The organism is Photobacterium sp., from assembly GCF_033720175.1.
GTDB lineage: Bacteria > Pseudomonadota > Gammaproteobacteria > Enterobacterales > Vibrionaceae > Photobacterium.
Map to the genome: position 1 here is coordinate 26,474 of NZ_JAWWDA010000014.1, position 21,699 is coordinate 48,172.

19 protein-coding genes are annotated in these 21,699 nt (G+C 40.0%); 7 read left to right on the forward strand and 12 right to left on the reverse strand.

What is annotated here, in order from left to right:
- Nucleotides 1-77: 77 nt before the first annotated feature.
- Nucleotides 78-233 (reverse strand): hypothetical protein, encoded by a 156-nt coding sequence (locus R3289_RS15195; protein WP_318926540.1) that lies wholly within the window; start codon nt 231-233, stop codon nt 78-80.
- 389 nt (nt 234-622) lie between these two features.
- Between R3289_RS15195 and R3289_RS15200 the strand changes: the two genes are divergently transcribed.
- Nucleotides 623-1,864 carry an oligosaccharide flippase family protein gene (locus R3289_RS15200; protein WP_318926541.1) on the forward strand — a complete coding sequence of 414 codons (1,242 nt, stop codon included), beginning with the start codon at nt 623-625 and terminating at the stop codon, nt 1,862-1,864.
- On the forward strand, nt 1,845-2,924 hold the full coding sequence (locus R3289_RS15205; RefSeq protein WP_318926542.1) for a glycosyltransferase family 4 protein: 1,080 nt from the start codon (nt 1,845-1,847) through the stop codon (nt 2,922-2,924). The genes R3289_RS15200 and R3289_RS15205 overlap by 20 nt, the downstream gene beginning before the upstream one ends.
- Before the next feature lie 78 nt (nt 2,925-3,002).
- Here the strand turns inward: R3289_RS15205 and R3289_RS15210 are convergent, their stop codons facing one another.
- The 10 genes from R3289_RS15210 to wecA all read right to left on the reverse strand — a co-directional run bounded on the left by R3289_RS15210 (nt 3,003) and on the right by wecA (nt 12,988).
- Nucleotides 3,003-4,058: a DUF1972 domain-containing protein gene (locus tag R3289_RS15210; protein WP_318926543.1), complete on the reverse strand. Its 1,056-nt coding sequence runs from the start codon at nt 4,056-4,058 to the stop codon at nt 3,003-3,005.
- Nucleotides 4,055-4,594 carry a dTDP-4-dehydrorhamnose 3,5-epimerase gene (gene rfbC, locus R3289_RS15215; RefSeq protein WP_318926544.1) on the reverse strand — a complete coding sequence of 180 codons (540 nt, stop codon included), beginning with the start codon at nt 4,592-4,594 and terminating at the stop codon, nt 4,055-4,057. The genes R3289_RS15210 and rfbC overlap by 4 nt, the downstream gene beginning before the upstream one ends.
- 21 nt (nt 4,595-4,615) lie before the next feature.
- Nucleotides 4,616-5,488, reverse strand: coding sequence for a dTDP-4-dehydrorhamnose reductase (gene rfbD, locus R3289_RS15220; RefSeq protein ID WP_318926545.1), 873 nt, complete (start codon nt 5,486-5,488; stop codon nt 4,616-4,618).
- Nucleotides 5,485-6,396, reverse strand: coding sequence for a glucose-1-phosphate thymidylyltransferase RfbA (gene rfbA / locus R3289_RS15225; RefSeq protein WP_318926546.1), 912 nt, complete (start codon nt 6,394-6,396; stop codon nt 5,485-5,487). Before rfbA ends, rfbD begins: the two co-directional genes overlap by 4 nt.
- A 3-nt stretch (nt 6,397-6,399) precedes the next feature.
- Nucleotides 6,400-7,464, reverse strand: a complete 1,065-nt coding sequence (gene rfbB / locus R3289_RS15230) for a dTDP-glucose 4,6-dehydratase (protein ID WP_318926547.1) — start codon at nt 7,462-7,464, stop codon at nt 6,400-6,402.
- 19 nt (nt 7,465-7,483) lie between these two features.
- A complete protein-coding gene (locus tag R3289_RS15235; RefSeq protein WP_318926548.1) occupies nt 7,484-8,578 on the reverse strand; it encodes an EpsG family protein in 1,095 nt (364 codons plus the stop codon).
- Nucleotides 8,579-8,581: 3 nt separating this feature from the next.
- The gene (locus tag R3289_RS15240; protein WP_318926549.1) at nt 8,582-9,733 is read right to left on the reverse strand and encodes a hypothetical protein; all 1,152 of its coding nucleotides are present in this window, start codon (nt 9,731-9,733) and stop codon (nt 8,582-8,584) included.
- A complete protein-coding gene (locus tag R3289_RS15245; protein WP_318926550.1) occupies nt 9,711-10,646 on the reverse strand; it encodes a glycosyltransferase in 936 nt (311 codons plus the stop codon). The genes R3289_RS15240 and R3289_RS15245 overlap by 23 nt, the downstream gene beginning before the upstream one ends.
- Before the next feature lie 71 nt (nt 10,647-10,717).
- On the reverse strand, nt 10,718-11,827 hold the full coding sequence (locus R3289_RS15250) for a Wzz/FepE/Etk N-terminal domain-containing protein (protein WP_318926551.1): 1,110 nt from the start codon (nt 11,825-11,827) through the stop codon (nt 10,718-10,720).
- 102 nt (nt 11,828-11,929) lie between these two features.
- Nucleotides 11,930-12,988: a UDP-N-acetylglucosamine--undecaprenyl-phosphate N-acetylglucosaminephosphotransferase gene (wecA, locus tag R3289_RS15255; RefSeq protein ID WP_318926552.1), complete on the reverse strand. Its 1,059-nt coding sequence runs from the start codon at nt 12,986-12,988 to the stop codon at nt 11,930-11,932.
- 428 nt (nt 12,989-13,416) lie between these two features.
- Between wecA and R3289_RS15260 the strand changes: the two genes are divergently transcribed.
- Together R3289_RS15260 and R3289_RS15265 are read left to right on the forward strand one after the other, a co-directional pair.
- Nucleotides 13,417-14,778, forward strand: coding sequence for an MBL fold metallo-hydrolase (locus R3289_RS15260; protein ID WP_318926553.1), 1,362 nt, complete (start codon nt 13,417-13,419; stop codon nt 14,776-14,778).
- Between the two features lie 170 nt (nt 14,779-14,948).
- A complete protein-coding gene (locus tag R3289_RS15265; protein WP_318926554.1) occupies nt 14,949-15,272 on the forward strand; it encodes a hypothetical protein in 324 nt (107 codons plus the stop codon).
- A 22-nt stretch (nt 15,273-15,294) separates the two neighbouring features.
- Here R3289_RS15265 and mnmC read toward each other — a convergent pair whose 3' ends face one another.
- Nucleotides 15,295-17,316 carry a bifunctional tRNA (5-methylaminomethyl-2-thiouridine)(34)-methyltransferase MnmD/FAD-dependent 5-carboxymethylaminomethyl-2-thiouridine(34) oxidoreductase MnmC gene (gene mnmC, locus R3289_RS15270; protein WP_318926555.1) on the reverse strand — a complete coding sequence of 674 codons (2,022 nt, stop codon included), beginning with the start codon at nt 17,314-17,316 and terminating at the stop codon, nt 15,295-15,297.
- Nucleotides 17,317-17,544: 228 nt separating this feature from the next.
- Between mnmC and fabB the strand changes: the two genes are divergently transcribed.
- The 3 genes from fabB (at nt 17,545) to R3289_RS15285 (ending at nt 21,438) form a co-directional block, all read left to right on the forward strand.
- A complete protein-coding gene (gene fabB, locus R3289_RS15275; RefSeq protein ID WP_318926556.1) occupies nt 17,545-18,759 on the forward strand; it encodes a beta-ketoacyl-ACP synthase I in 1,215 nt (404 codons plus the stop codon).
- Between the two features lie 493 nt (nt 18,760-19,252).
- Complete coding sequence (locus R3289_RS15280) at nt 19,253-20,428, forward strand: 4-phosphoerythronate dehydrogenase (protein ID WP_318926557.1); 1,176 nt, start codon at nt 19,253-19,255, stop codon at nt 20,426-20,428.
- Nucleotides 20,425-21,438, forward strand: coding sequence for an aspartate-semialdehyde dehydrogenase (locus tag R3289_RS15285; protein ID WP_318926558.1), 1,014 nt, complete (start codon nt 20,425-20,427; stop codon nt 21,436-21,438). The genes R3289_RS15280 and R3289_RS15285 overlap by 4 nt, the downstream gene beginning before the upstream one ends.
- Nucleotides 21,439-21,699 lie beyond the last annotated feature (261 nt).

Here is a 21,699-nt window from a genome sequence, read left to right on the forward strand (position 1 = left end):
CAAGAAGAAGCGATGCTGTTATGGCGTCGCTTTTTTTTGCCAAAAATTAGTCGGTATATGACCAGGACACATACAGATCATGATAAGACCTTGATGATACTTGGCAGCAACTTCATGGCGGAGATCAGGTAACCACTGCGTGTCTCGATGTCACCCTCAGTATTTTGCTGCACTTGCGTCACTTTCATCTGCCAGTAATAAAACTGCGATTGAGCAATATGATTTAGGTCCACTTATAGAGGATCCATATCAAGATTTTGTCTTAAAGAGAATGCGTGGTGAAATGGGCGTCTAACTTTAAATTTTTGAAAAATGGAGCTGTAAGGTGACATTAAGCGAAAAAGATTAGTGTTGTTACTTGAGGAGACATTCTTATCACAAGTGATTGAGAAGTAAGAATGCTCATTTTGGACTGTTACTTACTCACATTTGGCAATTGGTGTTTTAAATTTATCTGTAAAAATATCTGGCAATATGAGATGATCATCTTGCATGGTATGTGATTTTTCGTTGCATCTGATTTAATGTTGATATCATTGACTACGTCAAACAATAAATTGAACAATTATTGATAACCTGAAATTATCATTTTGGTACTACGATAAAAATTTATGAGGCAAATTTGGGACAGCTTAAAAAAATCACAAGTCAGTTTATATATCAAGTTGGTAACTTTATACTTCCTTTATTGTTGATACCTTTTTTGATTGATTTACTTTCACCAGAGCAATATCAATTACTAATAATATTACAATCAGCTGTTTTGTTTTTCGCGTTGTTTATCAATTATGGTTTTGATTTAAAAGGAACGAAAGAAATATCGAGGATTATTGAAAATAGAAGTAATTGTTATTCTTATGTTAAGACTGCATTATATACAAAGTTTTTCATATTTGTTTTTTCTAGCCTATTTTTATTTATAATTGAAATTGCTATTTTTAATGTTCAAATTGAGTTTGTACTCTCATCAATATTATGGTTGTTCGCTTATGTTTTTCAATTCAATTGGTATTTTCAAGGGAAAGGTAACTTTTCAACAATAACAAGACTGGGACTTATACCTAAGGTTGCGGTTTTGAGTTTTGTTTTTATTGTGGTTAACGGCGATGAAACTGCGTATTATTATTTGATTCTCAATGCCCTTGCTGTGTTTATTTCAAATTTCCTTATGTGCAGGGAAATGTATAGTGAATTAGGAAGTTTTGATGGTGAACCATCAAAAGAAATACAGCTTAATGAAATAAAAGCAATACTTAAAGATGGCTATAGTGTCTTTATTTCTCAGTTGAGCACATCCCTAATTAGTAATGCAAATGTTTTTATATTGCCTCTAATTTTGTCTCCAACTAGTTTTATTGTTTTCAATACAGCTGAAAGATTGGTAAGAGTAACGGCAATGCTGACAACTCCATTTACAAATGTATTGTTTCCACAAGTATCTCGTCGTGTACATGAAGGTAAGGATATAAATAGACTGATTAGCATGATATCGATCTTATCAGTTTTTGTTTATTCATCTGGCTATGGAATATTTTTATTGTTTGGTGATTATTTTATTAATTTGATATTTCCTAGTGTTGCAAATGAGTTGATGTTTTATTTGAAATTCATGCTAATTATCCCTTTAATGATTTTTTTAAATAATTTATTGGGTACTCAGATTGGTCTGAATATGGGGCAAGATAAATACTTTTCGCGTGTGATTTTAGTTGGAGGTATTTCAAATGTTTCCTTGATAACAATGCTTACCTATTATTATAGTGATTATGGTACTATTTCAGCAGCCGTGAGTTCACAAGTTATTATTCTTATTGGTATGTATTGGGTAGCTAAAAAGGGCGGTTATGAGTTTTCAGTCAAATAATAAAGTCGGTTTTATATTACCTGGGCCGAGGAGGGAGTCTGTAGGAGGGTATAAAATTGTTTATCAATATGCTGATTATTTGTCATCAGAAGGCTTTGATGTATCAGTATTGTATCCTACAAATAATGATGTAACACTTGATAGATTTAACTCTGGTTTGGGCTTTTTAAAAAAACTGATTCTGAAATATCTGAACTTTCATCGTTGGTATGGGTTTTCTTGTAAAGTTAACCATATGGTAAGTGATGACTTTGATTATGATTATTTGTCAACTTTTGATGTGTTGATATGTACATCAATAGAAACTTACTTATATTTAAGTAAAAAAAACAAGGTGTATTGTAAAAAGATTTACTTTGTTCAAGATTTTGAAAATTGGAGTTTTTCTGACCAAGATGTATATGGTACATATACAAATAAAGACTTTAAGATAATCACAATAAGTAACTATTTAAAGGATAAGATAAAATACGTTGGAGGACAGGTTGATTTGTTACTACCAAATGGAATTGAAAGTGATATTTTTAAGCTGTTAAATAGGCCTGAGAACCGAAAAGAAACAAGTTTTTTATTTATGTATCATCCAAACATTAGGAAAGGATGTGATATTCTATTAGATGCAATCGCGTTAATACCGGATAAAGAAAACTATAGCTTTGAGTGCTTTAGTGTGTACGAAAAGCCAACTGATTTTCCTGATTATATAAAATACAATCACAAACCGACACGAAATAACCTTAATGAAATATATAATAATAATAAGTTTTTCATTTGTTCTAGTCGTGTCGAAGGTTTTGGCCTTACCCCTGCAGAAGCCGCGCTTTCTGGTTGTGTTATTCTTACCACAGATAATGGTGGAGTAAATCAATATATTGTGAAAGATCACTCTGGATTTTATTTTGATGATAAGACACCAGAATCATTTTTGAAATTGATTGGCGAGGTTAGTGAGAAGAGAAATTTACAGCAAGTTTCTGATAACGCGATCTCATATATTAAAAGCGAGTTGGTTATAGATAAGTGTAATGCTAAACTAGCATCCTATATTAGGATGCTATAGTGCAGAGATAAGATGATTTTACAATTAGATGGAAGAGGGTTACCAACATGGGAACCCTTTCTAACCTTTCTAAATGTTTTAATAGGTTGATTCGTATTCTTTAGTTATGGTTTTCCATGTATACCGCCGCATCGCAATTTCTTTCATTTTATCTGCACTGATTGTTGATTTTTCAGTGTTATCACATTCTTCAACTTGTTTTGTCAGTTGCCATGAGTTAGAAAAATAAATGGCTTCATTTTCTGTACTGTGACGGTTGAAGTTACAATCAAAAGCAAATATCGGCTTAGAGAAATGCATTGCTTCAACAAGTGAGGGATTAGTACCGCCAGCCGAATGCCCATGGATATAGCCTTTACAGCCCATTCTTAAACGGTAAAGCTTTTCAATATCATAGATAGGATCAATGATTTCTATATTTTGATATTTGCTATATTCGACTTTTAATTGTCGGCCATATTCACTACTATTCCAGTTGCCCACAAACTTAAGTTTTTGGTCTAATTTAGCAAAAGCATCTAATATCATAGCAGTATTATTTTCTGGCTCTATACGGCATATAGATAAGAAGTAATCATCTTGCTTTATTACTGGTGGTGTCGCAGGGATTACATGATCACCACCATATGCAATGATCAGGTTGTTCTTGCCATACTCTTTTGTAACATAGTCTCCAATTGCTTGGTTGTCAGCAATAATGACATCTGAGTGTTTTATAGCCAATGCTTCAGAGAACTTAAGAAATTTTTTTGCCGTACTTCCCCATTTATCCCTTTTCCACTCTAGCCCATCTATGTTGGTAACAACTTTGGACTTAGAAAATAAACGGTAAATTGGCAAGAATATACAACCAGAGACGCCTAAAATAACGGTTACGTCAGGCTTTAGAAAACAGCTTCTTACTAATGATAAGATATCATAAAGAATACTTTGTATACCATTAGCCTTGAGAGGTAAGTAAATAAGCTCAGCGTTATTATGACTATTTTTTTTCTCTGGATATGCATTAGTGGAGCAAAAAACCTGATATGTAACTTCATCAGAAGCAAATTGTGTCAAGTTTTCCACTAATGATTCAAAGCCACCGTAACAGGCAGGAATTCCAACGATCCCTACAATTGTAACTCTTTTCACAGTGTTACCGTGTCCTTAAAAGCGACACCGGCTTCATCCTTGGCTGATAGTAAGGGTTCTCCAAGTAGCGGCCATTCAATTGCTAACGATTTATCCTTCCAAAGGATCGTATGCTCTGCTGTCGGATTGTAGTAATCGGTACATTTATAAACAAACTCTGCTTCCTTGCTGGTCACATAAAAACCATGAGCAAAGCCTTCAGGTACCCATAGTTGACGTTTGTTCTCAGCCGATAGAATGACACCAACCCACTGGCCATATGTTGGAGAATTTTTACGAATATCTACTGCAACATCATACACCTCACCAGAAACAACACGAACTAACTTTCCCTGAGTGTTTTCCGTCTGATAGTGCAATCCTCTCAAGATTCCTTGCTTTGATTTTGAATGGTTATCTTGCACAAAGGTTCGTGGAGCTACTAATTCATTAAATTTTTGTTGCTGCCAGGTTTCTATAAAGAAACCACGTTCATCACCAAAAACAGTTGGTTCGATAATTTTTACGTCAGGAATTCGGGTATCTAATATTTTCATGTTTGCCTCAAATTGAAACAATTAAGCGTATAGATGAATGTTTTGTAATGCTTTCTGCCAATCTGATGCAGGAATTCCAAACTCATTGGTTATTTTTTGTGTGTTAAGTTTAGAGTTTTCCGGACGTTTGGCTGGCGTTGGATATTGACTTGTCGAAATACTGCTTAGCAATGGCACGTTAGCCACGACAGATTTTCCTTTTGCCTGTTCGAAAATTTTTATGGCAAACTCATACCAGCTAACGTTTGGTAGTCCTGAGTAGTGGTAAACGCCCCACCGAACAGTGTCTCCTTGACAAATCTTTTCTGCAATTACGATCAATGCATCTGCAATGTCACATGCATATGTAGGACCACCAAGTTGATCACCTACAATACCCAAAGTATCTCGCTCTTGACCTAAGCGGAGCATGGTTTTTACAAAATTATTCCCATGTTCGCCAAAGACCCAAGAAGTACGCAAGATAATATGTCGGCAACAGTGTTTAGTTACAGCTTCTTCTCCGGCAAGTTTGCTTTGGCCGTAAACACTTTGCGGGTTGGTTGCATCTTCTTCGCAGTAGAGGCCTTCTCGATTGCCGGCAAAGACATAATCAGTAGAAATATGTAAGATGGCGGCCCCAACTTTGTTAGCGGCTTGAGCGAGGTAAGAAGGGCCATCGCGGTTAATTTTATATGATAACTCGACTTCTTCTTCTGCACGATCTACTGCAGTATGAGCTGCGGCATTAATTATTACATCAGGAGAAAAGGCTAGTACAGTTGCATTCACTGCCAATTCATCTGTGATATCAAGTTCTGAGCGATCTACTGCCAATAGATTAGCTTTACCATTGAGTTGTTGCACTAGGCTTTGGCCAACCTGACCTAAACTGCCTGTGATTAAAACTTTCATTTTCGAGACTCATCCGATACTTTAAGTGTCAGCTGTAAATTTTGTTCCGTAACAAGCGACTGTAAATATTGGCCATAGTCATTTTTTAACATCGGCCGAGCTACTTCTAGAACTTGTTTGTCTGTTAGCCAACCATTTCGCCATGCAACTTCCTCTAGGCAGGCTACTTTTAATCCCTGAACATTTTCAATGGTTTGCACAAACGAAGATGCCTCATGTAAGCTCTCATGTGTGCCAGTATCCAGCCAAGCAAAACCTCGTCCCAATAGTTCAACATTGAGTGTACCGGCTTCCAGGTACATTTGGTTTAATGTCGTAATTTCTAGTTCACCGCGAGCTGATGGCTTCACTTTTTTAGCCAAATCTATTACTCGGTTGTCATAAAAATAGAGTCCCGTAACAGCCCAATTTGATTTAGGTGTTACTGGTTTTTCTTCAATTGAAATGGCGCTGAAATCATCATCAAATTCAACTACACCAAAACGTTCAGGATCTTTGACGTGATAACCAAAAACAGATGCTCCGTGTTCACGCATTGCAGCATTACGTAAAGTTCGAGAGAAAGATTGTCCGTAGAAAATATTATCTCCTAGGATCAAGCAACAGCTATCCTTGCCGATGAATTCTTCACCAATCAGAAAGGCTTGAGCAAGGCCTTCGGGTTTTGGCTGAATAGCATACTGAAGATTAATTCCGAAGTCTGAACCATCACCAAGTAAACGTTTGAACGCTTCGTTATCTTCAGGAGTTGTAATAATCAAAATGTCACGAATTCCTGCCAACATGAGTGTAGACAGTGGATAATAGATCATCGGTTTATCATATACAGGCAATAGTTGCTTAGAAACACCGCGTGTAATTGGGTAAAGTCTTGTACCTGACCCTCCTGCAAGAATAATTCCTTTCATTTATTACCCTTCCATTCCCAAACGTTCGCGACTGTATGACCCATCTTGTACACGGCTCCACCATGTTTCATTGTTTAAGTACCACTCAACAGTTTTTCTGATCCCTGAGTCAAAAGTCTCTTTTGGTTTCCATCCCAGTTCGGCATCAATTTTTGAAGCATCAATAGCATAGCGAACATCATGGCCAGGACGATCTTTTACATAGGTTATTAGGTCTTGATATGAAGTGACACCATTTGGTTTATTTGGCGCTAGTTCTTCAAGTAGGTTACAAATGGTTTTTACGACCTCTATATTGGCTTTCTCATTATGACCACCTATATTGTAAGTTTCGCCAACTTCGCCTTTGGTAACAACTGTGTACAGTGCTCTGGCATGATCTTCAACAAACAGCCAGTCACGGATTTGCATACCGTCACCATACACCGGCAAGGATTTGCCCTCCAAAGCATTGAGAATCATTAGCGGTATTAGCTTCTCGGGAAAGTGGTAAGGACCATAATTGTTCGAGCAGTTAGTTACGATAGTTGGAAAACCATAAGTACGTTGCCAAGCTCGAACTAAATGATCACTTGATGCTTTAGAGGCTGAATAAGGGCTGCTTGGTGCATAAGGTGTCTGTTCAGTAAATAAATCATCAGTACCTTCGAGATCACCGTATACTTCATCTGTTGAGATATGGTGAAAACGGAATGCTGATTTAGCTTCGCTTTCAAGTTCGTTCCAGTATTGTCGAGCAACTTCTAGCAAAGTGTAAGTACCAAGAATATTTGTCTCGATAAATGCCGCTGGGCCATCGATAGAACGGTCAACATGACTTTCAGCAGCTAAATGCATTGCAACATCTGGTTTATGTTCGTAGAAGATTCTGGCCATTTCTGAAGCATTACAGATATCAGCATGTTCGAAAGTATAACGAGCATTACGGCTAACTTCTTCTAAAGATTCTAGGTTGCCTGCATAAGTTAGATTGTCAATGTTAACTACGCTGTCTTTAGTATTGTTGATAATATGACGAATGACTGCAGAACCAATAAATCCCGCCCCACCAGTTACAAGAATTTTCATAGTTAAAAAACCAGTTGACTTAATAAACGAATAGTAGATCCATTTCTGTAAACGTTGATGTTGAATATGTCACCAAGAAATTGAGAATGATAAACGCTACTATTATAATACGAGTGAGTTGATTTGTTACGTACTTATCCCACACATATGTGAAAGCTAGTATTTGTATAGGATAGAACAGAAACATAAATCGGTATGAAAAGCCCATAAAATAAACAGACGAATATACCATTATACCTAATGAAGATATAAAAAACAATCTATTATATCTATCGTCTTTTTTTGCCGTATGAGGTTGAGACAACAAAGGGATCGCTGTGATTAGTGTCAAGAGTAGTGATACAACATAAAAATAAGCTTTTACACCTTCAGACATTATTTGTTTTTCTAATATAATGTATCTAGCTAATTTACCAAATGGATCTGGTAGAGATGTATACGGTCTTGCTATGCCCTGAATTAAATCAGCAGGTATAATTATCCATGTAGTGAAAAATACAATGGAAATAAGTATTAGAATTATGGATAGTTTATAATTAATTAACTTCCTACTAATAAATCCCATAAAAAAAATAGGGATGTAAGAGTAATGGAAAAAAACGGGTGTAATATTAATTAATTTTGGAATAAGTCTTTTCGACTTATTTACTATCATAGCATAGACAAAAAATGGTAATCCAAGAGTTAAGGATAAACCATTTCTTATGCCATTGGTCACTAAATCCAACCCAGGAAGAAATGCTAAAAACACGACTATAAAAACAGTAGCATTTGATAAGTTTAACATTCTGGCTGCTATTAATAATCCTAAAAATGAAAAAAACGCAATGAAAAATAAATACATCTCAACGCTTAAAAATTGAGATGATAAGTAAATAATTAAAGAGAAAAACAGTTCATAGTTTAAAACAAGCTCATTACTCTCAACTGCTTGATAGAATATTTTTATATATGTTTGAGTATCTACACCTGAAAACTCCGATCGAAAACCGATAAAAAAAGAAATAGTAATAACGAATAGTAACGGAGTTATTATTCTGGAGGAATGTTCGACGCGGTACAAGCTGGACATTAATCCTAAAATTAGTATTAGAATAAAAAATATGTTATCCATTTTTTATTCTACACTTTGTGTTTTATTGGTGTGTTGAATATTATTCATAATAATATGGTGCAAATTATTTTTCAGAAGCCATTCTGGCTTTATTTGTTCGGATATCTTTGGATTGCCAGTGATATTTAATAGTTTTTCAATTAGCTTTACATCGACTGATTGTTTGTTGTAGTTAACTATTAAGTCATCATTTTTAATCTCATAGTCTATTGAAGTTATACATGGCTTATTGTATTTGATATACTCATAAAGTTTAAGAGGTGAACCATCATGACTTTTTTTAATTAAATAAGGCAACAACCCAATGTCAAAAGTTGTACACAATTGCCTAATTTCACTGTATTTAAACTTGCCTTTTAAGGTGACATTATTAGTATTGCTAAGTTTCTTCTTCATTGTTTTATCAAGTATTGATCCATAAATTACTATTTTATAGTTCTGAGATAGCTTATATACAATATCATAATCAAACTTATCGGTTACAAATCCAATAAAGCCAAAATCATATTTATCATTACTAGTAGTGAAGTCAGTATCAGTTTGAGTAGAGTCAATGAATACTTTATTCGATATCACTTGTTTTGCTTGAATATTAAAGCTAGCTAAACTTGCTTCTGTTACACCTGTAATTAGATCCGAATATTTAGAAGCGAATTGATACTTCCTGTCCACAAGTTTTTTTTCATTGACTGAAAATCGATTATGTTTTTTAAAATTATCAATGAGATCGTACCAATAATACCAACCATTTAAACAGTTAGCTTCAAATGTGCCGATTGGTAAAAAATCTAGAAATACATTAATTTTGTTTTGGTTATAATTCTCTTTGAGTGTCTTTTCGATGGCGCTTGAGTATATATCTTGAGCCCAAGCTCTTCCTTTAATAGCACCAAAAATATCTTTAGATACATTGTGTACAGTACTGATTTTACCTGTAGTAATTAATTTCTTGATTGGTTTTTTCAATAGAATTTTTTCTAGTATTGAAACTGGTCTATTAATAATTGTTATTTTGCTGACTTGTTCTAATTTTTCCAACTCAAAAATAAACTGAAGATCTCTGACTGCTGGGCCGTAGTTATGGTAAAAATAAGCGTCACGATAAGGTGCTACAACAATATTCAATTTCATGCTATTGTTTTTTAAGTAAGCCATCTCTTAATCCTTTCATGAAGACAATTGAACTTTTATATTTTTTATTAGCAATAAAAGTGACTAAGTATAGTGGAGTAAGTAGTAGTAGATTTATTAAAAATATGAAGTAATTATTTATTCTTTTCTTTGAAAAAACAATTTGGTTTTTTACTGAATGATATATTCTTGTATCATTTGCATCTAAGTACCTGTTACTTAACTTACTGTTTTTTTTATTTGATATATGGAAGCTAGTTTCCATATCTGTTATTTCTGATTTGTTGTAGACTCTTATTTTTAGTCCATTATCGATGACTAGCCGATAGCTAAACTCATAGTCATCTCCGTAGAGATAGTAGCTCTTGTCAGGTAAAACACCATTATTTAGAATTTCTTTTGAGATTACTAACCCGCTATACGGAGCGCAAATGATGTCACTCTCAGTATTTTCATATGATGGAATAAATCGCTTAAATAAATCATGCCCTAAAAAAGAATTACGGGTAGATATATTTAAACAGGGATTTCCATCATCTCTTGCCTGAACAAGGTTTCTTCTATCTTTGCGTGAAATAAATAATATTTCGTCTTGATTTAGTGAAATATCTTCAAGTTCATTTCTTAAATTGGATGGAATTAAGTTATCGTCATCTAATATTAACAAGCGTTCATAATCAATATTTGACTCGATTGCGTATCTAATTCCTTTGTGAAATCCACCAGCAGAACCTTCATTAGTTGGGGTTTGCAATAAATGAAAATCAGAGCTGAGGTTTTTTGATATTACTCTAATTTCATCGATAACAGCGCTTTCGCAACCATTAAAAATGATTATAATATCAGAAAAATTTTGTTTATTGAGCTCTTCAATTACAGGAATTAAATATTCTAGTCTATTTGAGTATGTAACGGTTAATGCTATTGTTTTAATCATAATTATAGCTGCGTATTTATCTGTTTTTGGAGTAGAAATATATGGGTTATTTGTTTATGCCATAGTTGTAATTATTTATTTTTAATTGCATGTTTTGTCGTAATAACCAAGACACTAATGATAAAACCAAAAATCAAGCCTAATAGAACGATTAATGGGCGTTTAGGGTTGCTTCGATTTAACGGTTTTTCAACGTCTTGAAGAAAACTAAATGGCTTAAACTCTACTTTATTAGCAATAGGCATCTGAGTAATTAAAGTAAGTCTTGCATTTACTTGTTGTAATTTAGGCTCAATAATGCTTAGGTTTTTTATGTTTTCTAGTGAATTGAGTTTTTCAGATAGAGCATCTGAGCCTAGGTTAATTGAAAACAATTCGTCTGAGCCAAAGTTAGAGAGAGGTTTTACTGCGCCTGCTGATCTGGCTATATTTAATGAGTACTTAGTACGGGCTTTTTCTACCTCAAGGCGATTACCTGCTTGAGTAAGCAAGATTAACTTTTGCTGTTCAAGTTCATTTTTTTTGTTTGATACAACTGAGTGTAAGTTATTGAATGCGATAGCATTACTTTTTTTTGTAACAAAGTTGATATATTCATTTAGCATGTTAAAGCTACTATCTCTATTATTTGCGCTAGCATTAATAGTTAGAGGCTGATGTAAGTTTTTCTGAGTGAGTTGTTCAGCATTCAATTTCTTATACCATAAAGTATAAAGCCTTCTTACGTTATCCTCATATAAATCATTTTTTTCAATGGTATTCTTTACTTTGAGAAAATCATTGTTTCCATTAAGGTATTTTTGCTTATTTGAACTAGAATTAAACTGAGATAGGAATGATTGGAATAATAGACTCGGATTGACTAAATCATCTAATTCTTTACTGATTAGGATGGTTCCATCTTCCTGAGATATGTCAAAAATTGGTTGATATTTTTTGACTTGATTTCTATAACTGGAGAAGTTACTAATCTGTGGTTCAATTATCACAGCATTTGATGACCAAGTTTCTTCAGCCATGAAGGCATATACAACAGATAACAAAGTAACGATAAAGGTAGTAACTACGAGTAGAATTTTATGCTTCCAAATGTATGATATTAGTTCATTTAAGCTTACCTGGTTATCGATAACATTTTGGCCTTTAATATCTGTTGGTGGGATGGTTTCTGGTTTATCCACTTATGGTGTCCTTAATTTATTAATAATGGTGAATGCTACCGCCCTAGGGTTTCGCGTGCCCCTATCACGCAAGTAGCTTATTTTGTGATCAATACGTTTTGATTATTTTTGTAACAATATGCCGTGTTTTTTTAATGCTGCCGTAATTCGCCAAACATTTGAAAGTAGTGCAAAGTAAATCACAAAAAATCCAATAAACAGCCAGAACATAGCATATTCTGGAATGTTGTTAATCTCACCATAAATACCAAAGCCCGCGTAAAGTGCTGCGATAGAACAGATAGCAATCAATGTCTGGACAGAGTTTAATCCTAATCGTTGAAATATATGGTGTAAATGCTCACGGTCGGGCTTGAACGGTGAATCACCTCGACGAACCCGGCGGATCATAATTGCCGCCATATCCATTAGAGGGACTGCTATGAGCCATAGCGCCGTGACTGGCCGTAGAGGTGGTTTTGTACCATTTTGACTGGCAAGCAGCAGCATCCAGATGACCGTGAAGCCTATTAACATGCTTCCGGCATCGCCCATGAACACCTTGCGCCTGCGCCCAAAAGCGCCAAGGTTTAAAAGGATGTACGGCACAATTGCGATAATGATGACCAAACAAATATAGGCAAGTTCAGATTGACCATCATAAGTCAGCATTAAAGCCAACCCTCCGAAGGTCACGATGGAAAGCCCGCCTAACAATCCATCGATGCCATCAACCATATTGAATGCGTTGATGGCACCAATGACTGCAAGCACTGTTATAAAATAGCCAAACACTCCAAGGTCGATTGCACCAAATCCGATCATGTTACCGAGGGTTTGCAATTCCAAACCGGCAAAGTAGATCATACAAATCGACAGAGCACCCTGAATCAAAAACCTTAGCTTAAAGCTCACATCGAATTTATCATCAAGTGCGCCGACAGTCGTTAAGACAATGATACAGAAAGCATAGAGGCCTGAATCAGCGAGGAGTGTCGGGTTGTAATAGAGGTACTGTGCTAATGTAATACATATAGCTATTCCACCCACGAGCGGGACAGACCCTGAATGATGCTTACGCTCGTTTGGTTTATCTACCAGTCCAATTCTTCTGGCGAATTTACGAAGTAAAAATAAGGCTGTAAACGATGAAAAGAAAACGAAGAAAAGGTCAAAAAACATCAGACAGTACATAAAGTTTGGATTCAGCGCGCAAGTATAACAATTTTTTCGGCTTTCAAAAAGTTGAGTTCAGATTATAGGGCTTAATATTTTCTTTAATCAGCTATCGGGGGTTGCGGTTTGCTTGATATATCCACAATCTACTGATATTTAATGTTTTATTTTTTGTGTTTTTGGTCGTTATTCTTGATTTTCTTTTCATCTCGGTTGTGTCAGCTTTTTCTTTCATAGTGCCATATTGAACTAGCTCATTTATCGTTGGCTGTTCTGTTTTCCCAATGGTGCGGATCTCTTTGATTGGCTGTACCTATAAGTTAAACCTCACAGATATTTTCGTGATATGTCTCGAGCATTTCTGCTCACTTTTCCACCGATCTTCTAAGCTTTGTCATCATCCCGCTATCGATACAATCAGGGGGAGTACGAGGGTGAAAATTACTCATCATGGGGCCAGAACAGGTGTTACTGGCTCATGTCATGAAGTATTAGTCGGTGAGCATGGGTTGCTTATCGATTGTGGGTTATTTCAAGGTTCGGAAAACACCGGTTCTTTTGATATCGAATTTTCTATCGGTCACATTCGTGGGTTGTTACTGACGCATTGCCATATTGATCATGTTGGTCGTATTCCCTGGTTACTGGCGGCAGGTTATAAAGGCCCGATTTATGCGACGGAAGCAACGGCTGCCTTGCTGCCTTTAATGCTGGAAGATGGCCTGAAAATACAATTAGGTCTGAATCGGTCACAGTGCGAACATTTCACCAGTGTGGTAAAAAAGAAACTTATCCCCATCCCTTATGACTGCTGGGCGCAACTGGTACTGCCATCCGGTGAGGTGGTCAGTATTCGCTTTCAGCCGGCTGGTCATATTTTAGGCTCCGCCTATATCGAAATGAAAATGCCTGATAACCAAGTTGTAGTTTTTTCCGGAGACTTAGGCCCCTGTAATACACCGTTGTTAGTGGATCCCCAATCTCCCCAACAGGTCGATACCCTGATCATTGAAAGTACTTATGGGGATACAGCACACAATTCGGTGTCCGTTCGTGAACAACAGCTAAAGGAAATTGTTCAGCGTTCGTTCACTGACGGTGGCACCATTTTAATCCCGGCCTTTAGTGTAGGGCGAACGCAAGAACTGCTGTTTGATATTGAAAATATTATTGCGACAGCAGTACCCGGTAATCAGGTAGTAAACTGGGAATCAATTCCTATTATCCTCGACTCTCCTTTGGCGGGTGAAATCACACAACAGTATCGAGAATTTAAGCAGCTTTGGGCAAGAGAGGCGAAAGATCGCTATCAGCAAGGTCGCCATCCGCTTTCATTTTCCCAATGTATTACCATCAATTCTCATGCTGACCATCAAGCCTTGGTTAATCGCTTAAAGACAACGGGAGAGCCCGCCATTGTGGTGGCCGCAAGTGGAATGTGCACTGGCGGACGTATTCTTAATTATCTGGAAGCTTTGTTAGCTGATGCCAGAACGGATGTGATTTTGGTCGGCTATCAGGCCCGAGGAACGTTGGGGCGAGAACTTATTCAAGGCCGTGAAAAAGTAAAGATCAACGGTAATGACATTGAGGTAAAAGCAAAGATCCATCAAATGGAGGGGTATTCGGCTCATGCTGATCAAGCTGATTTGCTTAAATTTGTCGATGGTATCGAGTTGGGGCCTAAAAAAATCCATGTGATTCACGGTGATTGCGAGGCGCAAAGGGCTCTTGCGGAAAAGCTGAAAGCCGTGAAGCCTGAAGCAGAGGTAGTAACAGGAACAGAGATGAAATAGAAGGTGTGTCTTCAACATTTGATGGGCGAGCCGCGGCCCTGTGGTAAAGGGGCAAAAAAGAACCATAGAACCACTGTCATTTTTCACCAAATAGTCATTCTTGTCCTATACTTATCTGTATATCAATAATAGAAGATTGTTGTTATAAGTTAGGGGAATAAAGAAAAGCTATGAAGAATTTTGCGATTACGTTGCTTTTGGCTGGGATGCTTTCTAGTACTGTTTTTGCCGCGGAAGATCAAGCAACTCAACCGTCCACATCTTCATCTGCCTCGGCGGGATCCACAACGACATCAACTGATGCTGTGACAACCGCTGCCAGCAGTTCGACAGGCGCTGCCGCAGGGATTGATACCGCGTTGGCGGCATCTGCGGGAGGCCTGACGGCGACAGTGCTTGCGGTGGGGGTCGCGGCTGTAGTGATTGGGGTTGCAGTATCAGATTCCGGTGGCGGAAATGATACCGCCCCTCCGGTTACAGCGGCTGTTGAATAGGGGATATAGTTTCTCGTAACTGTTAAAGCTGCTTGCCTCTCACTAAGCGGCGAACCCACATACGGCCGGGATGCAGAGCATCTAATACGGCATGGGGCAAGGGGAGCGGATCACCACAGATCTGCGAAGCTAGCAGTTCACCCAGCAGCGGGGCGGAGCTTAACCCCCGAGAGCCTAAACCGACGATCGAGTATAAATTTTGATAAACAGGCACCGCCTCTGCGGTGTCTTGCTGATCTCTGAGGTCGGCATACTGCTCAATCAATGCCTGGTAACGGCAAACATCGCCGACAAAGGGTAAATGATCGCGGCTGGCACAGCGAACACCGGCCCGAAACTCATTATCTGAAATGTCGACTTCGGTCGGCCACCCGACACTTGGCAGGCAGTTGACTAATCGCTGCTTGTTATCATCATGCTCTTGTTCGCTAAACGCCAAGTCAACGCTGTTGCGGCGATAGCTGGCACCAATACAATGGGTCTGCGTAGCTTTATTTTCCGGTGTGAGATAGCCGTCATAACACAGTACCGTTTTCAGTTCTGATAACGTGCTGTTGGTTGGAAGATGGCTAACCTGTCCGCGCACCGAATAGGCAGGGATCGCTTTCGCTTGTTCAAATTCAGAAAAACGATGACCGTTTGCAATAATGACACTGTCATGGCTAAAGGTGTTACCCGAGATATCGGTGAGTTGCCATTTATCGTTTACCGATCCCAGTTGACTAATATCTGTTTCGACTTGGATCATAAGCAGCCCGGTTTCTTGTGCCTGGGTAACCAACGCGCGGGTCAGTTCTTGCGGACACAGCCAGCCCCCCTTCGGGTAGTGAACACTCGAATGGCCTGATTTAACCCCGGTCTTTTGCTCGGTTTGCTCGGTGTTCAATCCATGAACAAGCTCTGGCGGGAAGGCACCTGTCAGCATTTTATCTAATTTTTTAGCGGCTTTCTCATCCCAGGCCAGTTGCGTGACCCCACACCAGTCGTGGGAAAATTCACTTTTTACCGCGGCCTGTTCAACAAACTGACGCGCATAAAAAAATGCCGGTGCAAAGAAGCGGGAAAGGGTATCGTTTGAGCCATTCAATAATGGGTAGACTGCGCCCTGGCGGTTCCCCGATGCACCTTCTGCCGGTAACGAGTCAGCACAATAAAGTGTAACCTTCATGCCTCGGCGAACCAGAGCCAGTGCCGTGGCCGCCGATGCAATGCCGCCACCAATGATCGCGACATCTGTCGGATTCGTCGCGGCCGAACGGGCGTACCAGGGCTTGAAGTTTGCCTTGTGTTGGCGTTTGGTGATTTTTCCTGCCAGCATTTCTCGCTTATGGCCAAAACCTTTCACTTTAGCCATCTCAAAACCGGCTTCAACTAAACCCCGTCGAACAAAACCGGCAGCGGTGAAGGTTGCGGTGGTGCAATCTTGGCGCGCCATTTTTGCCATACCGCTGAAAAGCTCCTGATTCCACATTTCCGGATTTTTGCTGGGGGCGAAACCATCCAAGAACCACGCATCAACAATACCGTCATCACTGGTCCAGACTTGCGGTAGACAGTCTTTGATATCGCCAAACCACAGATCGAGGGTGATCATCCCATCTTCCAGCACAATTCGATGGCAGTCGGCAACAGCTGGCGGGTAGTGGGGATGCAGTTGCTCTGCTAAATCAGCCAGCTCTGGCCAGGCCTGATGGGCCTTGATTAAGTCATCTCGGGTAACCGGGAATTTCTCAAAGCTGATGAAATGCAGCTCTTTGGTTGTTGCGCTTGGGTTTGCCTGGCGAAAGGCTTTGAACCATTGCCATGCGGCGAGAAAATTCAGCCCAGTCCCAAAGCCCGTTTCGGCAATCACAAAACGGCGGCGATTAAGTGTTTCCCAGCGTTCAGGCAGTCCATTTTGTTGCAAGAAGACGTAACGTGTTTCTTCCAGCCCGTTAGTGTTAGAAAAATAGACATCGTCAAAGTTATTAGATACTGGAGTGCCGGCCTCATTCCAATCAAGAATGGCGTGCTCGATACGCTTGTCAGACAAGGGAAACCTCATAAATGGTATAATTTCATCTCATTGCTATTTCGCCAGGTAGCGCCTGGTTATTATTCAATAGGGTACTTTCTCATTGTTCTTAAAAGAAATAGCGGCGAATTAAACAGCTCTAGAGATATACTTAATCAATAATTGGTGGCGATTGTACCCGATTGTAGGGAAAGCTGACCACTTTCTGTTAGTAAACCCGTTAATATTGACAACGTTAAATGACAGTAGGAATTCATCATGAAACGAGCCGTAATTACAGGCATGGGTATCGTATCCAGCATTGGTAACGACGTTAAAGAGGTGTTGGCCTCTCTAAAAAGTGGTAAGTCTGGGATTAGCTTCTCTGAACAGTTCGCAGAAAAGAAATTGCGTAGCAATGTTTGGGGTGATTTGAAAATGAATCCGGCTGAGCACATCGATCGTAAAAAGATGCGTTTCATGGGTGATGCCGCCGCATTTGCATATTTGTCGATGGAACAAGCCATTGAAGATTCGGGTTTAACCGACGATCAGGTATCTAATGACCGGACTGGCCTGGTGGCAGGTTCGGGTGGTGCGTCATCGCATAACCAAGCGGCAGCCGTTGATATTCTGCGCGAAAAAGGGGTCAAGCGTGTTGGCCCTTACATGGTACCTCGTACTATGTCATCAACCGTTTCAGCCTGCCTTGCTACGCCATTTAAAATTCGTGGCGTGAACTACACCATGAGTTCAGCATGTGCGACATCGGCACACTGTATCGGCCATGCTGTTGAATTGATCCAGCTTGGCAAGCAAGACGTTGTCTTTGCTGGTGGCGGTGAAGAGCTCGATTGGACACTGACAATGATGTTCGATGCGATGGGCGCACTATCAACCAAATATAATGATGATCCGACAAAAGCATCTCGTACTTATGATGCCGATCGTGACGGTTTTGTGATTTCTGGCGGCGGCGGCATGCTGGTGGTTGAAGAGTTGGAACATGCGCTAGCACGTGGTGCGAAAATTTACGGTGAAATCGTAGGTTATGGTGCAACCTCTGATGGCTACGATATGGTTGCGCCATCAGGCGAAGGTGCCGTCCGTTGTATGAAGATGGCGATGAAAGATCTTGATGCGCCAGTGGATTATATCAATACCCACGGCACGTCTACGCCAGTTGGCGATGTTAAAGAATTAGGTGCCATTCAGGAGTTGTTCGGAAAGAACAGCCCGGCAATCTCTGCGACCAAAGCAATGACCGGTCATGCGCTGGGTGCTGCCGGTGTACACGAAGCCATCTATTCAACCTTGATGCTGAATAATAACTTTGTTGCGCCAAGTATTAACATCGACAATCTAGATCCGGCAGCAGAAGGTCTGGATATCGTAACTGAAACGCGTGAGCAAGAACTGAAGACGGTTATGTCTAACAGCTTCGGTTTCGGTGGCACCAATGCGACACTCGTGATTAAGAAATACGAAGGTTAAAAACCATCAGGAGCGAGTGACGATAAGTGGGTAAGGAGAAGCGAGGAGTGCGTTTCGGAATTCTAGCAACGCGCTACTCGAAACTCTCGTGAGTAACTTGACACTTTACACTCGCTCCTGAAAACTTCTTTTGTCTTTTTCCAGGAACGGCACTGGCTAGGAGATCCAATCAAATGGACGACTTTTAGCGGAGGCATCTTAATGATTGGTTTTCTGTTGCCAGTGCCAGTAAACAGACGCAACATCAGCTTTTGTGAATAGTATTTTCTTTTATAGAAGGTGTCTATACCCAGATGCTGATGCTTTTTACCTGGATTTTTTACCCGGCCCTGTGCCGGGTTTTTTTATGTCTGAAGAAAGGTGCTAGACGCTAGGTGCTAGGTGCTAGACGTAAGGCGTTAGACATAAGATACTAGTTTCGAGTTTCGAGTTTCGAGTACCTAGTATTTAGTTCCTTTGGCTTCTGAGCGCTTTCCTTTCCCCCGGAGAAAAAATGAAAATTCTTGTCGATGAAAACATGCCCTATGCGCCAGAATTGTTCGGCCAGCTTGGGGAAGTGATTGCCAAGCCTGGCCGTACTTTATCGGCTGGCGATTTAGTCGGTATTGACGCCCTGATGATCCGTTCGGTAACCGCCGTTAATGAAGCATTACTGGCAAAAGCCGATAAGTTGAAATTTATAGGTACCGCAACGGCTGGGTACGATCATGTTGATCAACAATTACTGGCTGAACGTGGTATTGCCTTCACGGCAGCGCCCGGTTGCAACAAAGTCGGGGTCGCTGAGTACGTGTTAAGCTGCTTGATGGTATTAGGTCAGCAGCAGGGCTTTTCTATTTTCGATAAAACGATCGGTATTATCGGGGCCGGCAATGTCGGCAGCTATTTAGCACAATGTCTTGATGCGCTGGGTATTCGTTATTTGTTAAATGATCCATTGAAAAAGCAGCAAGGGGATAGCCGTACTTTTCATTCCCTGGAAACACTCCTGGCCCAGTGTGATGTGATCTCCTTGCATACTCCGATCACCCGTGACGGTGATTTCCCGACGTATCATTTAGTCGATGAAGCCTTTTTGGCCAAGCTTGCACCCGATGCCATTCTTATTAACGCGGCCCGCGGCCCCGTTGTTGATAATCAGGCGTTGAAAGTTGCGTTGCAGCAAGCGCAATCTGGCCAGAATAAAGTACTGACAGCGGTGCTGGACGTGTTTGAGAAAGAGCCGTTAGTCGATTTGGAGTTGTTGCCATTACTGGCTTTTGCGACGCCTCATATTGCAGGCTACGGTTTGGAAGGTAAAGCGCGCGGCACCACCATGGTGTACAACTGTTTTTGTCAATCGCTCAATCTTACGCGGCAGGTTGCAGCTTCAAGCCTGTTGCCGGTAGCCCCCGTGCCCTATGTTCGCTTGAGCAAACCCTGGGATGAAGCGGATCTGTTTATGTTGATCCAGCTGATTTATGACATCCGCAAAGATGATGCTCTGTTTAGACGAAAAATGACCCTGACAGCAGGCGATGATAGCCAAATGGCTGCGGCTTTTGATCAGATGAGAAAAAATTACTGGGATCGACGCGAATATAGTGCGATTACAGTAGCAGGAAAGGCCAACTTTGGGGTAGAGTCGCTGGCTAAATTAGGTTTTACAGTAGTAGAGGAAACTCAATGAGTCAGGAATTTGATATTGCAGTACTCGGCGCGTCAGGCGTTGTAGGTGGAACGATAGTAGAGATACTGGAGGAACGCAATTTTCCTGTTCGTAATCTTTATTTACTGGCGACCGAGCGTGGCGCTGGTAAAGTATTGCGCTTCCACGGTAAATCGAAACGTATCACAGATGTTGAAGACTTTGACTGGAGCCAGGTACAGATTGCATTCTTCTCTGCTGGAGCTGAAGCATCTGAACACTGGGCACCGATAGCCGCTGACGCTGGGGTCATCGTGATCGATAACACATCCCATTTCCGTTATGACCACGATATTCCTCTGGTAGTGCCAGAGGTAAACCCGCATGCCATCGCTGATTATCGTAACCGTAATATTATTGCTAACCCTAACTGTTCAACGATTCAGATGCTGGTGGCACTGAAGCCAATTCATGACGCCTACGGTATTGAGCGCATTAATGTGGCAACGTATCAGTCAGTATCCGGTTCAGGCAAAAAAGGCATCGACGAGCTGGCGGGACAAACCGCGAAGCTGCTTAACGGAATGCCGGCTGAAAACAAGGCTTACGATAAGCAAATTGCGTTCAACTGCTTACCGCACATTGATGACTTCATGGATAACGGCTACACCAAAGAAGAAATGAAAATGGTGTGGGAAACCCAGAAGATTTTCGGGGACGACAGTATCCGTGTTAATCCGACCTGTGTACGGGTTCCTGTCTTTTATGGCCATGCTGAAGCCGTGCATGTTGAAACCCGTCAGCCTGTCAATATCGAAGAGGCGATAGGCCTGCTTGACAATGCCGAAGGTATTGAAGTCTTCCACGGTAGCGATTATCCAACTCAGGTAGATAATGCGACGGGGAAAGATCACGTTATGGTTGCTCGGATTCGTGAAGACATCAGCCATCCTTGCGGCCTGAATATGTGGGTTGTTGCCGATAATGTTCGTAAAGGCGCAGCAACTAACAGTGTTCAGATTGCAGAAAAACTGATCGCAGAGTATTTGTAAGGTTCGAGATTCGAGTGCCTAGTTTCTAGTTTCTAGTTTCTAGTTTCTAGTTTCTAGTATCGAGGTTCGAGTTTCTAGTACCTAGTCTCCCGGTTCTAGCATCGAGATTTATAATCTCGGTGCCTGAACTTTGATACTTGTCCCTTATTTGCTAATAAAACCACAGTTTTTCGTGAACAGACTACAGCTTCTGCATACCAGTTCGATATAGTAAATACGATTGGATAAGCCTTTGCGGTGTTTACAGCCTTGTTGATATTT

Excerpts from the sequence above, each read along its gene's own strand:
- fabB (WP_318926556.1), top strand. The coding sequence starts at position 17,545 with ATGAAACGAGCCGTAATTACAGGCATGGGTATCGTATCCAGCATTGGT.
- rfbC (WP_318926544.1), bottom strand. The coding sequence starts at position 4,594 with ATGAAAATATTAGATACCCGAATTCCTGACGTAAAAATTATCGAACCA.
- R3289_RS15280 (WP_318926557.1), top strand. The coding sequence starts at position 19,253 with ATGAAAATTCTTGTCGATGAAAACATGCCCTATGCGCCAGAATTGTTC.
- wecA (WP_318926552.1), bottom strand. The coding sequence starts at position 12,988 with ATGTTTTTTGACCTTTTCTTCGTTTTCTTTTCATCGTTTACAGCCTTA.
- R3289_RS15240 (WP_318926549.1), bottom strand. The coding sequence starts at position 9,733 with ATGGCTTACTTAAAAAACAATAGCATGAAATTGAATATTGTTGTAGCA.
- R3289_RS15245 (WP_318926550.1), bottom strand. The coding sequence starts at position 10,646 with ATGATTAAAACAATAGCATTAACCGTTACATACTCAAATAGACTAGAA.
- rfbD (WP_318926545.1), bottom strand. The coding sequence starts at position 5,488 with ATGAAAGTTTTAATCACAGGCAGTTTAGGTCAGGTTGGCCAAAGCCTA.
- rfbA (WP_318926546.1), bottom strand. The coding sequence starts at position 6,396 with ATGAAAGGAATTATTCTTGCAGGAGGGTCAGGTACAAGACTTTACCCA.
- R3289_RS15285 (WP_318926558.1), top strand. The coding sequence starts at position 20,425 with ATGAGTCAGGAATTTGATATTGCAGTACTCGGCGCGTCAGGCGTTGTA.
- R3289_RS15205 (WP_318926542.1), top strand. The coding sequence starts at position 1,845 with ATGAGTTTTCAGTCAAATAATAAAGTCGGTTTTATATTACCTGGGCCG.
- R3289_RS15265 (WP_318926554.1), top strand. The coding sequence starts at position 14,949 with ATGAAGAATTTTGCGATTACGTTGCTTTTGGCTGGGATGCTTTCTAGT.
- mnmC (WP_318926555.1), bottom strand. The coding sequence starts at position 17,316 with ATGAGGTTTCCCTTGTCTGACAAGCGTATCGAGCACGCCATTCTTGAT.
- R3289_RS15235 (WP_318926548.1), bottom strand. The coding sequence starts at position 8,578 with ATGGATAACATATTTTTTATTCTAATACTAATTTTAGGATTAATGTCC.
- rfbB (WP_318926547.1), bottom strand. The coding sequence starts at position 7,464 with ATGAAAATTCTTGTAACTGGTGGGGCGGGATTTATTGGTTCTGCAGTC.